The following is a 12,734-nucleotide window of genomic DNA, read 5'->3' as shown; positions in this document are numbered from 1 at the left end:
GTGCTGATGAGCGGGTCGCCCGGCCTGGGCAAGACCACCCTGGCCATGATCATCGCGGCCGAGCTCAACATGCCGCTCCGCATCACCTCCGGCCCCGCCCTGGAGCGGGCCGGCGACCTCGCCGCCATCCTGTCCACGCTGACGGAGGGCGAGGTGCTGTTCATCGACGAGATCCACCGCATGGCCAGGCCCGCCGAGGAGATGCTCTACCTGGCCATGGAGGACTTCCGGGTCGACATCGTCGTGGGCAAGGGGCCGGGCGCGACCGCGATCCCGCTCGACATCGCGCCGTTCACGCTGGTCGGCGCCACCACGCGGGCCGGCCTGCTGCCGGCGCCGCTGCGCGACCGGTTCGGGTTCACCGCCCACATGGACTTCTACGAGGTCGGCGAGCTGGAGCAGGTGCTCCACCGGTCGGCGCGGCTGCTCGGCGTCGTCCTGCCCGAGGAGGGCGCCCACGAGATCGCCCGGCGGTCGCGCGGCACGCCCCGCATCGCCAACCGGCTGCTGCGCCGCGTCCGCGACTTCGCCGACGTGCGCGCCGACGGAGTGATCGATCGAGACATTGCCTCGGCCGCGCTCAATCTTTACGAAGTCGACGCCGAAGGGCTCGACCGGCTCGACCGGGCGGTGCTCGGGGTGCTGCTGCGCAAGTTCGGCGGCGGTCCCGTCGGTCTCTCCACGCTCGCCGTGGCCGTGGGGGAGGAGCCCGAGACCGTCGAAGTGGTGGCCGAGCCGTTCCTCGTGCGGCAGGGGCTGCTGGCCAGGACCCCGCGCGGCCGGGTCGCGACCGCTTCCGCCTGGACACACCTGGGTATGACACCACCGCCGGACGCTTTCGGGGCCGCCGTTTCACCGTGATCACGAAACGGTTGCAACCATTTCAAATCGGGAACTTCCCCGCGCGCCGAATCGCTGCCTCGTTGCCGCGTTTCATAACAACCGCCTACACTCCGTGCCTTGGCTGGCTGTGTAGGCTGACGGGCTGAGCGGCGCGGCCCGAGAGCTACGCAACGGAATTTCCGGCGCGAGGCCGGTGTCAAATTCTTGAACGACTATGGAAGGTCGCCCCTATGGACATGGGACAACTCGGAAGCATCCTGCCGCTGATCCTTCTGGTGGTGGTGTTCTACTTCCTGCTGATCCGTCCGCAGCGCAAGCGCCAGCAGGAAGCGCAGCAGATGCAGAACTCCTTGACCCCGGGCGCCCGCGTCATGACCACGACCGGCCTGTTCGCCACGGTCGTCGCGGTGGACAACGAGGACGTCGTGCTGGAGGTCGCGCCCGGCATCGAGACGCGCTGGGTCAAGGCGGCCATCGGCCGGGTGGTCCAGCCCGGTGACGCTCCGGTGGTGGCCGACGAGCCGGTCGTGACCGACGTGGCCGACGGTGACGCCAAGGAGTCCGACACGACCGTCGAGCCCAACGGCGATCAGGGCTCCAGCAGCAAGCAGTCCTGACTAAGCTCTGCGACAAACCCCTATCTGAGAGAATCGACGACCAGTGGCCCGACCGACCAGCCGCCACAGCCGACCAGGGCGCACGCTCTTGGTGCTGCTGGCGCTCATCCTCGCCCTGGGCGGGACGATGTTCCTGCAGAAGGCGTTCACGCCGAAGCTGGGACTCGACCTCGCCGGCGGAACGACGGTGACGTTGTCACCCGTGACCCAGTCCGGTCAGTCTCCGCCTGAAGAGATCCTCGACCGCGCGGTCAACATCATCCGCGACCGGGTCAACGGCACCGGCATCTCCGACGCGGAGGTCGCCAAGTCCGGCGACAACATCATCATCTCCATCCCGGGCGTCGGACAGAGCGAGGCCATCAAGCTGGTCGCCACCACGGCGGAGCTGCGCTTCCGCCAGGTGCTCGCCATGGAGGCCACGCAGGTCCCGCAGAACCTGACCACCGAGGCGCCCACGCCGGGCGCCTCGCCGTCTGCCAAGCCGTCCTCGACCGCCAGGCCGTCGGGCAAGCCGTCCGGCACGCAGTCGGCGACCACGCCGAGCGCGTCCCCGACGGGCAAGGCGCTGTCGTCCGCGCTGACCGCGCCGACGCCGGGCGCCACGCCCGAGGCCACGCAGACCGGCCGCGGCCAGACGGCCCAGAACCAGACGGGTCAGAAGCAGAACACCAAGGGCAAGAACGCCACGCCGACGCCGTCGCCGAGCACACCGCCCACGCAGCCGAACCAGGACCCCAACGCCGGCATCAACACGCAGGGCATCGACCCCGCGGTGCTGCAGCAGTTCCACAAGCTCGACTGCTCCGACCCCAAGAACCGCGGCCAGGGCGTCCAGGACGACCCGAACAAGCAGTACGCGGCCTGCGAGACCGACGGCAGCTACAAGTACGTCCTCGACGTCGCCAAGGTCGTCGGCACCGACATCGACACCGCCTCGGCCGGCGTGCGCCAGGGCACCGTGGAGTGGATCGTCCAGCTCGACTTCAAGAGCAAGGGCGCGGGGGAGTGGAGCAAGCTCACCACCACCGCCTACAACGCCCAGGAGCCGCGCAACAAGGTGGCGGTCGTCCTCGACGGCGTGGTCATCACGGCCCCCAACATCATCAGCCCGATCCCCGGCGGCCGCGCCGAGATCACCGGCGGCTTCGACCAGGTCAGCGCCACCAACCTGGCCGACCAGCTCAAGTACGGCGCCCTCCCGCTGAAGTTCCAGCGCAGCTCGATCGACACCGTGTCCTCGACGCTCGGCGCCGACCAGCTCGAAGGCGGCCTGATCGCCGGCATCATCGGCCTCGGCCTGGTGGTCGTCTACTCGCTGCTGTACTACCGCGGCCTCGGCATCGTCGCGGTGCTGAGCCTCGTCGTGGCCTCGATCCTGACGTACACGGCGGTGGTCGTGCTCGGCCACAACGCCGGCTTCCGGCTCTCGCTGCCGCACATCATCGGCCTGGTGGTCTCGATCGGCATCACCGCCGACTCCTTCATCGTGTACTTCGAACGCATACGTGATGAGATGAAGGAAGGTCGGCGGACGCTTCGCGCGGCCGTCGAGGTGGCCTGGGTCCGTGCCCGGCGCACGATCCTGATCGCCGACGCCGTCATGTTCATCGCCGCCATCGTGCTGTACTTCCTGGCGGTGGGCGGTGTGGCCGGGTTCGCCTTCGCGATGGGCCTGACCACGCTGATCGACATCGTGGTGGTGTTCATGTTCACCAAGCCGTTCATCGCCCTGCTGGCGAGGCTGAAGTTCTTCGCCAAGGGCCACCCGCTGTCCGGCCTCGACGCAGAGCGCATGAGCACCGAGCCGGCCGCCACGACCACTCCGCAGGAGGCCTGAGATGGGACTGGGGCGTCGCCTCTACCGCGGCGAGATCGATGTCGACTTCGTCGGCAAGTGGAGGCTCTGGTACAGCCTGTCCGGCCTGCTGCTGGCCGTCTCCCTGGCCGGCATCCTGTTCAACGGGCTCAACCTGGGCGTCGAGTTCAAGGGCGGAACGGTCTTCACGTTCCCGGCCAGCAGCGGCACCGTCGAGGAGGTCCGCGAGGACTTCCGCACGCAGGGCGCCCACCAGGTGATCGTGCAGCGGGCCCGCGACAACTGGCGGGTCACCACCGAGACCCTGACGGAGTCGACGCTCAACCAGATGCAGACCACGATCGCCAAGGAGTACAAGGTCCCGGTCAAGGACGTCAGCGTCCAGTCGATCGGCGCCTCCTGGGGCGGTGAGGTCTCCCAGAAGGCCTGGATCGGCCTGGGCGTCTTCATGCTGGCGATCATCCTGTACCTGTCGATGGCGTTCGAGCCGAAGATGGCGTTGTCGGCGATCGTCGCGCTCATCCACGACCTCGTCATCACCGCCGGCGTCTACGCCTGGTCGGGCTTCGAGGTCACGCCGGCGACGCTGCTGGGCTTCCTGACCATCCTCGGCTACTCGCTCTACGACGCGGTCGTGGTGTTCGACATGATCAAGGAGGTCACGGCCAAGCTGGGCACGACCTCCAAGATGACGTACTCGATGGCGGCCAACAACGCGCTCAACCACACGCTGATCCGGTCGCTGAACACCTCGCTGGTCGCGATCCTGCCGGTGGCGGCCATCCTGTTCATCGGCACCACGCTGCTCGGCGCGGGCACGCTGAAGGACCTGTCGCTGGCCCTGTTCGTCGGCATGATCGTCGGCACCTACTCGTCTCTGTGCGTGGCCACGCCGATGCTGGTGACGCTCAAGGAGCGGGAGCCGAAGTACCAGGCCATCGCGCGCCGGCTCGCCTCCACCACCGGCAAGGGGGCGAAGGGTTCCAAAAGCGCAGCCGTAGCGAAGGGCTGAGCCCCGTCCGTGGCTCGTCACGGCGCCCCCGTCCGTCAGGGCGGGGGCGCCGTCGCGTTCAGGGGGGCCGTGCGGCGCCGGATGGGGTCGTGGGGCACCCCGGGCTGGGCTCGTTCCCGGCAGGCGTCTGAGGCCCGTCACAGGCCGTCCGGGACGTCGCGAGGTCCGAGGAGGGTCCGGAGTAGGCCATCATGGAGCGCGGCACCCACGAGGAAGGCGATGGAAGCACGATGAGCGAGCTCAGCCAGTTGATCCTGGACCGGATCAGGGACGTCCCCGACTATCCCAAGCCCGGCGTGCTGTTCAAGGACATCACCCCGCTGCTCGGCGACCCCGTCGCGATGGCGGCCGTGGTGGAGGAGCTGGCCAGCCTCACCGAGGTGGACAAGATCGTCGGCATCGAGGCCAGGGGCTTCATCCTGGCGGCGCCGGTGGCCTACCGGGCGGCGGCCGGGTTCGTCCCGGTGCGTAAGAAGGGCAAGCTGCCGGCCGCGACGCTGGAGGAGTCCTACGACCTGGAGTACGGCTCGGCCACCATCGAGGTGCACCGCGACGCCTTCGCGCCCGGCGACCGGGTGCTCATCGTCGACGACGTGCTGGCGACCGGCGGCACGGCCAAGGCCACCATCGAGCTCGTCGAGCGGGCTGGCGCGCACGTGGTCGGCATCGCGGTGCTGATGGAGCTGGCCTTTCTCAAGGGGCGCGAGCGTCTGCCGGCCGTCGACCTGCACTCCCTGGTGATCGTCTGAGACGGCCCGAGCGAGTCCGGGTTCCCAGCCTGGATACACTGGGGGGATCTGGACTCGAACGTGAGGAGTCTGAGTGCCCCGTGATGTGGTCGCGCCCGACGTAACCGACGCAGGTAATGCCGACGCGCCCGGCGTTCCTGCGGTGCGTCGACGGCGGTTTGGGGGTGGGGCCATGAATCCGGTGCTGGAGCCGCTGTTCCGCACGGTCCGGGCCACCCATCCCAAGGCCGATCTGCGCCTGATCGAACGCGCCTACGACATGGCCGCCTACCACCACCGCGACCAGAAGCGGAAGTCGGGCGACCCGTACATCACCCACCCGCTCGCCGTGGCGACGATCCTGGCCGAGCTGGGCACCGACGACGAGACGTTGTGCGCCGCGCTGCTGCACGACACCGTCGAGGACACCGCCTACAGCCTCGACGAGCTGCGCGCCGACTTCGGCGACACGATCGGCTCGCTGGTCGACGGCGTCACCAAGCTCGACAAGGTCAAGTTCGGCGACGCGGCGCAGGCCGAGACCGTGCGCAAGATGGTCGTGGCGATGTCGCGCGACATCCGCGTGCTGATCATCAAGCTCGCCGACCGGCTCCACAACATGCGCACCATGCGCTACCTGCCCGAGCACAAGCGCCACCAGAAGTCCCGCGAGACGCTGGAGATCTTCGCGCCGCTGGCCCACCGGCTCGGCATGAACACGATCAAGTGGGAGCTGGAGGACCTCGCGTTCGCCATGCTCTACCCCAAGCGCTACGACGAGATCGCGCGCATGGTGTCCGAGCGCGCGCCGCGGCGCGACCTGTTCCTGCAGGAGGTCATCGAGAAGGTCTCCGGCGACCTGCGCGAGGCCAAGATCCGCGCGGTGGTCAAGGGCCGGCCCAAGCACTACTACTCCGTCTACCAGAAGATGATCGCCCGCGACGTCGCCTTCGACGACATCTACGACCTGGTGGGCATCCGGGTCCTGGTCGACAGCGTGCGCGACTGCTACGCGGCGCTGGGCACGATCCACGCGCGCTGGAACCCGGTCCCCGGCCGGTTCAAGGACTACATCGCGATGCCCAAGTTCAACATGTACCAGTCGCTGCACACCACGGTGATCGGTCCCGAGGGCAAGCCGGTCGAGCTGCAGATCCGCACCCACGCGATGCACCACAGGGCCGAGTACGGCGTGGCCGCCCACTGGAAGTACAAGGAGGAGGTCGGCGCGCCGGGGCCCACCGGCAAGGTCAAGCCGGGCAGCGACATGGCCTGGCTGCGCCAGCTCCTCGACTGGCAGAAGGAGACCTCCGACCCGGGCGAGTTCCTGGAGTCGCTGCGCTTCGACCTGTCGGTCTCCGAGGTCTACGTGTTCACCCCGAAGGGCCAGGTCATCGCCCTGCCCGAGGGCGGCACGCCGGTCGACTTCGCCTACGCCGTCCACACCGAGGTCGGCCATCGCTGCATCGGCGCGCGCGTCAACGGGCGGCTGGTGCCGCTGGAGTCGCGGCTCGGCAACGGCGACACGGTCGAGATCTTCACCTCCAAGTCGCCCGACGCCGGGCCGTCGCGCGACTGGCTGAAGTTCGTCAAGTCCGGCCGGGCCCGCAACAAGATCCGGCAGTGGTTCTCCAAGGAGCGCCGCGAGACCGCGATCGAGGCGGGCAAGGAGGCCATCGGCCGCGCCATGCGCAAGCAGGGCCTGCCGCTGCAGCGCCTGATGTCCGGTGAGGCGCTGCTGGCGCTCGCCCGCGACCTGCGCTATCCCGACGTCTCGGCGCTCTACGCGGCCGTGGGGGAGGGGCACATCGCCGCGCAGGCGGTCGTGCAGAAGCTCGTGGCCTCGATCGGCGGCGTGGAGAGCGCCGAGGAGGACATCGCCGAGACGTCCCTGCCGACCCGGCTGCGCGGCCGTCCGCGCGGCGGCGGCGCGGGCGTGGTCGTGGCGGGCGATGCCGACGTGTGGGTGCGCCTGTCCAAGTGCTGCACGCCGGTGCCCGGCGACGAGATCGTCGGCTTCGTCACCCGCGGCCACGGCGTGTCCGTGCACCGCGCCGACTGCACCAACGTCCAGCAGCTCAGGGAGCAGCCCGACCGGCTGGTCGAGGTGAGCTGGTCGCCCGGCGACGACAGCGTGTTCCTGGTGGCCATCCAGGTCGAGGCCCTCGACCGGCCGCGCCTGCTGTCCGACGTCACGCGCACCCTGTCCGACCAGCACGTCAACATCCTCAGCGCGTCCGTGACGACCTCGCGCGACCGGGTGGCGATCAGCAAGTTCACCTTCGAGATGGGCGACCCGAAACACCTGGGCCACGTGCTCAAGGCCGTGCGCAGCATCCAGGGCGTCTTCGACGTCTACCGGGTGAGCGGCGCCGGCAGCTGAGCGGCCGGCCGCGGATCAGCCCTTCAGGTCCGGCAGGTTGACCACGATGGCCTCCTGCGTGCTGCGCGCGATCACCACGACGGCCTCCCGCTCGGGGTCGGGGTTCTCCTCGCGGTGCGGGGTGTAGGGCGGCACGTAGACGTAGTCGCCGGGGGCCGCCTCGATGCGCCGCTCGCGGCCGTCCTGGAGGAAGACGAAGCGCGGCGAGCCGCTGGCGACGTAGATGGCGGTCTCCGAGGCGCCGTGGTGGTGGTCGGAGGAGCGGGTGGCGGGCGCGACGTGCGTCTGGCCCATCCACAGGGCCGAGGAGCCGGCCGTGGCCCCGCTGACGGCGGCCAGCCTGCGCATCCCGGCGCTCTGCGCCGTGTCGCCCGACAGCGCGTCCGAGGCGATGTGACGCAGCGGGAGGTGGAAGGGGTCGCCCTCGGCCCGGTAGCCCTCCCACAGGCGCCCTCCGGCCCGTTCCAGGACGCCTGAGGCCACCGAGGTCAGCAGCTCCGGGTCGGAATGGGCCGCCAGCAGCTCGTCGGCCAGCGCCGGGTCGTGCCCGCGCAGCTCGCGCAGCAGCCACTTGCCGTTGCCCCGCCACCTGCCGCCCACGTCGAGGGCCAGCCTGGCGGTCTCCTGGACCACCTGCCAGCGGATGAACAGCTGCTCGCCCGGGTCGGTCGCGCCGGCCAGGTCGTCGAGCAGGTCGGACAGGGCGTACCGGGCCTGGTCGGCGCGGGCGGCGGCCAGGCCGCCCGGACCGGCGGCCAGCCGGTCGCCGAGCGCCGCCTGGAGGTCGCTGGCCCGGCCGCCGGTGCGGTCGACCAGCACCGCGCCGTCGGCGCACATGCGGGCCACGCCCGGCTTGCGCTCGGCCAGGTCGCGGTCGACGTAGGCGTCGAGGCTGGTCTCGCTGTGGACGTACAGCTCGACGGGCCAGCCGTGCCAGCGCAGGGACTCGCGGTAGGGCACGGCCAGCCCGTCGAGCACCACCACGACGTCGAGGTCGGAGGTGCTGGTGCGGCGCTCGGTGAGCACGCTGCCGCCGACGAAGGCGTACAGGGCGCCGGGGAACAGCTCGTCGACGAGGGCGCGCGCGACGCTGACGGGGTCCATGCCGTCAGCGTAGGACCCCGGCCGCCTTCCGAAGATCGGTTCAGCTGAACTCGGTCAGCGTGCGCTCGGCCTCCTCCAGCCACGAACGGCGGGCGACCAGCGCCTCCTCGGCCTCCTTGACGTCCTTGGCCCGGCCGGCGGCCTGCGCCTTGGACAGCCGCTTCTCCAGCTGCTCGATGGAGGCGCGCAGCTGGTCGACCGTGCTCTGGGCGCGGGCCCTTGCCTCGGGGTTGGACCGCTTCCACTCGGCGTCCTCGGCCTTGCGCACGGCCTCGTCGACCTTGCGCAGCCCGCCTTCGAGCCGGTCGCGCTGCTCGCGCGGCACCGGTCCGGCGGCCTCCCAGCGCTCCAGGACGTGCCGCAGCGCCGCCCTGGCCGTGCGCGCGTCGGTGACCGGGAGGATCTTCTCGGCCTCGGCCAGCAGCTCCTCCTTGACCTCGGCGTTGGCCGCCAGCGAGGCGTCGCGCTCGGCGAAGACCGCCGAACGGGCCTGGAAGAACTGGTCCTGGGCGGCCTTGAAGCGGCCCCACAGCTCGTCCTCGGCCTCGCGCGAGGCGCGCCCGGCGGTCTTCCACTGCTGCATCAGCTCGCGGTAGATCGCCGCGGTCGTGCCCCAGTCGGTGGAGCCGGCCAGGGCCTCGGCCTCGGCGACGATGCGCTCCTTGGCCGAGCGGACGCCCTCACGCTGCTCGTCCAGGCCCGCGAAGTACTGCTTGCGGCGCTTGGCGAAGGCGGTGCGGGCGGCCGACAGCCGCTTCCACAGCGCGGCCTCGGTGACCCGGTCGATCCGGTCGGCGGCCTTCCACTCCTCCACGAGCTGGCGCAGCCGTTCGCCGCCCGACTTCCAGTGGGTGGTCTCGTCGGCGATGCGCTCGGCCTCGGCGACGATGCGCTCCTTGACCGCCCTGGCCTCGGCGCGCGCCTGGTCGCGGGCGGCCTTGACCTCCTCGCGGCGATGGCCGACCAGCTCGGTCAGCCCGTCGAGGCGGGCCGTCAGCGCCGCCAGGTCGCCCACGGCGTGGGCGTCGGCGACGGCCTCGCGCAGCTTGGCGATGCTCGCCTCGGCCTGCGCGGGCGCCAGGTCGGTGCCCTTGACCCGCTGTTCGAGGAGCTGTACCTGGCCGGACAGCTCGTCGTACTTGCGATGGAAGTAGGCCAGTGCCTCTTCGGGTTCACCGGCCTGCCAGGAGCCGACGGCCCGCTCTCCCTCAGCCGTACGCACGTAGACGGTGCCGTCGTCGTCTACCCGGCCCCACGGGTCGGTGCTCACCGTGTCCTCCCGCACTATCCATCAGACCCTTCGGGACTACTTCGTCCCTAGTTTGTATTACGTCAGCTCTTGCCGGCGATTGTCACGTCTTTGATTTCGAGGGTTTGCTTCGGTGCTCCGGTCCCATCTCCCATGTCAGCGATGACGCCCGCTTTGTTCACCTTGTCCAGGATGTCGAGCCCCTTGGTGATCGTACCCACCGGCGTGTAATCCGGGGTGAGTCCGAGATCGCCGTAAACGAGGAAGAACTGGCTCCCCGTGCTGCCCGGCGCCGAGGTCTTCGCCATCGCCACCGTGCCGCGCTTGTACGTGGCCCCCTGGAGGTTCTCCTCGGCCATCACGTAGCCGGGGCCGCCCGCGCCGTCCTGGCTCTTGCCGTCGGCCTTGGCCGTCGGGTCGCCGCACTGCAGCATGGGGAACTTGTCGCTGCCGAGCCGGTGGCACTTGCTGCCGTCGTAGAACTTCTTGCTCGCCAGGAAGGCCAGCGAGTTGGTCGTGCACGGCGCCTTGGCGTTGTCGAGCTCGACCACGATGTCGCCCAGGTTCGTGGCGAGCGTCATCGTCTTCTTGGCCGGCTCGGTCTTGACCTTGGCCGGCGGCATGCCGACGTCCTTGACCTGGCCGCCGGCGGCCTCCTTGACGTAGTCGCAGGTGCCGGTCGCCGCGTTGTACGGCTTCGGCCCCGTGCTGGCCGCGGCCGACGCGGTGTCCTGCGGGGCCGAGGCCGAGGGCGAGGCGGACGCCTCGGTCGTCGAGTCGCCGCCGCCGAGCAGCGCGACCGCGGCCACGATGCCGCCCACCACGACCACCACGCCGACCGTGGAGCCGATGATCGCGGTGCGCTTGGCCTTCTGCTCGCGCTCGATGCGGCGCTGCATCTGCCGCTCGTAGTGCTCACGTGCCAGCTGCTTCTGCCGGTCCTTGCCCGTGGCCACCGCTTTGCCTCCCATAGTCAATCAACTGAGGTGGGCGAATCGTATCGGCCAATGGGTAATGATTCGCAGCCCGGCGACCCGCACCGGTACCCTTCGGTTACATTCCCATTGGCTTTTCGACGAGATCACCTGAGGCAGATGCTCATCGCAGGCTTCCCCGCAGGGGCCCTCCAGACCAATTGTTACGTCGTCGCGCCCGCGGCCGGCGAGGAGTGCGTGATCGTCGATCCGGGCCAGGACGCGGCCGAAGGCGTCGACGAGCTGCTGCGCGAGCACCGGCTCAAGCCGGTCGCGGTGCTGCTCACGCACGGCCACCTCGACCACGTGTGGTCGGTCGCCCCCGTCTGCGGCGCGCGCGACGTCCCCGCGTGGATCCACCCCGACGACCGCCACCTGCTGAGCGACCCCTCGGCCGGCTGGGGCGGCGGCGTCTCGCTGTTCGGCGACATCAGGCTGAGCGAGCCCGACGACGTGCGCGAGCTGTCCGACGGCGCCGCGCTCAGCCTGGCGGGCCTCGATCTCGTGGTCGATCACACCCCGGGCCATACCAGGGGGTCGGTGAGCTTCCGGCTGCCCGGCGACGAGATCATGTTCTCGGGCGACCTGCTGTTCGCCGGCTCCATCGGCCGCACCGATCTTCCCGGCGGCGACTACGCGACCATCCTGAGCAGCCTGGCCACCAAGTGCCTGCCGCTGCCTGACGATACGGTCGTCCTGCCGGGCCACGGACCACAGACCACGATCGGCCGCGAGCGCGCCACCAACCCTTACCTGAAGGAAGCGGCGCCGCAGGCCGGTCCCACACGAGGGATCTAATGAGCTTCCAAGCACCCAAAGGCACCTTCGACTGGCTGCCGCCCAGCTCCGAGGCCATCCTGGCCGTGCGCGAGGCACTGGCCGCGCCGCTGCGGCAGGCGGGCTACGGCTACGTCGAGACCCCGGTCTTCGAGGACACCGAGCTGTTCAAGCGCGGCGTGGGCGAGTCCACCGACGTGGTGTCGAAGGAGATGTACACCTTCCCCGACAAGGCGGGCAGGTCGCTGACCCTGCGCCCCGAGGGCACCGCTTCGGTCGTGCGCGCCGTGCTCCAGCACAACCTGCACAACGGTCAGCTCCCGGTCAAGCTGTGGTACTCCGGCAGCCAGTTCCGCTACGAGCGCGCCCAGAAGGGCCGCTACCGCCACTTCTGGCAGGTCGGGGCCGAGGCCCTCGGCTCGGAGGACCCGGCGCTCGACGCCGAGCTGATCCTGCTCGGCGCGCGCGGCTTCGCCTCGCTCGGCCTGCGCCAGGTCAGGCTGCTGCTCAACTCGCTCGGCGACCGCAACTGCCGCCCCGCCTACCGGGCCGCGCTCCAGGACTTCCTGCGCGGGCTCGACCTCGACGAGGAGACCAGGGCCCGCATCGACATCAACCCGCTGCGGGTGCTCGACGACAAGCGGCCCGAGGTGCAGGCCCAGCTCACCGGCGCGCCGCTGGTCGTCGACCACCTGTGCGCGGCCTGCAAGGCCTACCACGAGGAGGTCCGCTCGCTGCTGACCGCCTCGGGCGTGGCCTTCGAGGACGACCCCCGGCTGGTGCGCGGGCTCGACTACTACACGCGCACCACGTTCGAGTTCGTGCACGGCGGGCTCGGCTCCCAGTCGGCCGTCGGCGGCGGCGGCCGTTACGACGGGCTCAGCGAGATGCTGGGCGGCCCGCCGCTGCCCAGTGTCGGCTGGGCGCTCGGCGTCGACCGCACGTACCTGGCCATGGAGTCCGAGGGTCTGCTCGGCGAGGCCGCGCCGGGCCGCGTCCAGGTGTACGGTGTCCCGCTGGGCGACGACGCGCGCCGCCGCATGTTCCTGCTCGTCTCCGAGCTGCGCGAGGCGGGCGTCAGCGCCGACATGGCCTTCGGCGGCAAGGGGCTCAAGGGAGCGATGAAGGGCGCCGACAGATCCGGCGCCCGCTTCGCGCTGATCCTGGGCGAGCGAGACCTCGCGGCCGAGGCCGTGCAACTGAAGGACCTGACCACCGCAGAACAGAC

General features: G+C 70.3%; 11 protein-coding genes. 8 read left to right on the top strand and 3 right to left on the bottom strand.

Going from position 1 to position 12,734, the window contains the following annotated elements:
- From ruvB to ACWCSD_RS34865, 6 genes are all read left to right on the top strand, one after another.
- The coding region (gene ruvB / locus ACWCSD_RS34890) for a Holliday junction branch migration DNA helicase RuvB (RefSeq protein WP_449921359.1) at window positions 1-861 on the top strand (861 nt) is incomplete at its 5' end.
- A 218-nt stretch (window positions 862-1,079) separates the two neighbouring features.
- Window positions 1,080-1,460, top strand: a complete 381-nt coding sequence (gene yajC, locus ACWCSD_RS34885) for a preprotein translocase subunit YajC (RefSeq protein WP_387665121.1) — start codon at window positions 1,080-1,082, stop codon at window positions 1,458-1,460.
- A 43-nt stretch (window positions 1,461-1,503) separates the two neighbouring features.
- Window positions 1,504-3,300 carry a protein translocase subunit SecD gene (secD, locus tag ACWCSD_RS34880; RefSeq protein ID WP_449921356.1) on the top strand — a complete coding sequence of 599 codons (1,797 nt, stop codon included), beginning with the start codon at window positions 1,504-1,506 and terminating at the stop codon, window positions 3,298-3,300.
- A gap of 1 nt (window position 3,301) precedes the next feature.
- Window positions 3,302-4,291 (top strand): protein translocase subunit SecF, encoded by a 990-nt coding sequence (gene secF / locus ACWCSD_RS34875; RefSeq protein ID WP_352361431.1) that lies wholly within the window; start codon window positions 3,302-3,304, stop codon window positions 4,289-4,291.
- Between the two features lie 230 nt (window positions 4,292-4,521).
- Complete coding sequence (locus ACWCSD_RS34870) at window positions 4,522-5,040, top strand: adenine phosphoribosyltransferase (RefSeq protein ID WP_449921353.1); 519 nt, start codon at window positions 4,522-4,524, stop codon at window positions 5,038-5,040.
- Window positions 5,041-5,212: 172 nt separating this feature from the next.
- Complete coding sequence (locus ACWCSD_RS34865; protein ID WP_352330550.1) at window positions 5,213-7,402, top strand: RelA/SpoT family protein; 2,190 nt, start codon at window positions 5,213-5,215, stop codon at window positions 7,400-7,402.
- 15 nt (window positions 7,403-7,417) lie between these two features.
- On the opposite strand, the gene ACWCSD_RS34860 is transcribed toward ACWCSD_RS34865, so the two are convergent.
- From ACWCSD_RS34860 to ACWCSD_RS34850, 3 genes are all read right to left on the bottom strand, one after another.
- On the bottom strand, window positions 7,418-8,506 hold the full coding sequence (locus ACWCSD_RS34860) for a cupin domain-containing protein (RefSeq protein WP_449921350.1): 1,089 nt from the start codon (window positions 8,504-8,506) through the stop codon (window positions 7,418-7,420).
- 40 nt (window positions 8,507-8,546) lie between these two features.
- A complete protein-coding gene (locus ACWCSD_RS34855) occupies window positions 8,547-9,776 on the bottom strand; it encodes a DUF349 domain-containing protein (protein ID WP_352361439.1) in 1,230 nt (409 codons plus the stop codon).
- Window positions 9,777-9,838: 62 nt separating this feature from the next.
- Entirely contained in the window at window positions 9,839-10,711 is an 873-nt protein-coding gene (locus ACWCSD_RS34850; RefSeq protein ID WP_364340884.1) for a peptidylprolyl isomerase, read from the bottom strand.
- Window positions 10,712-10,849: 138 nt separating this feature from the next.
- Here ACWCSD_RS34850 and ACWCSD_RS34845 point away from each other — a divergent pair, with 138 nt between their 5' ends.
- Together ACWCSD_RS34845 and hisS are read left to right on the top strand one after the other, a co-directional pair.
- Entirely contained in the window at window positions 10,850-11,527 is a 678-nt protein-coding gene (locus ACWCSD_RS34845) for an MBL fold metallo-hydrolase (RefSeq protein ID WP_364340882.1), read from the top strand.
- The coding region (gene hisS, locus ACWCSD_RS34840) for a histidine--tRNA ligase (protein ID WP_449921346.1) at window positions 11,527-12,734 on the top strand (1,208 nt) is incomplete at its 3' end. The genes ACWCSD_RS34845 and hisS, both read left to right, overlap by 1 nt.

It is taken from the genome of Nonomuraea sp. NPDC001684 (genome assembly GCF_053596515.1).
Note: the sequence above shows the minus strand (reverse complement) of the source record. Positions and strands in the feature narration are given on the sequence as shown.

Bases quoted from the DNA above. Each gene is read 5' to 3' on its own strand.
- yajC (WP_387665121.1), top strand. From the start codon at position 1,080: ATGGGACAACTCGGAAGCATCCTGCCGCTGATCCTTCTGGTGGTGGTG.
- secF (WP_352361431.1), top strand. From the start codon at position 3,302: ATGGGACTGGGGCGTCGCCTCTACCGCGGCGAGATCGATGTCGACTTC.
- ACWCSD_RS34870 (WP_449921353.1), top strand. From the start codon at position 4,522: ATGAGCGAGCTCAGCCAGTTGATCCTGGACCGGATCAGGGACGTCCCC.
- ACWCSD_RS34865 (WP_352330550.1), top strand. From the start codon at position 5,213: ATGAATCCGGTGCTGGAGCCGCTGTTCCGCACGGTCCGGGCCACCCAT.
- ACWCSD_RS34860 (WP_449921350.1), bottom strand. From the start codon at position 8,506: ATGGACCCCGTCAGCGTCGCGCGCGCCCTCGTCGACGAGCTGTTCCCC.
- ACWCSD_RS34845 (WP_364340882.1), top strand. From the start codon at position 10,850: ATGCTCATCGCAGGCTTCCCCGCAGGGGCCCTCCAGACCAATTGTTAC.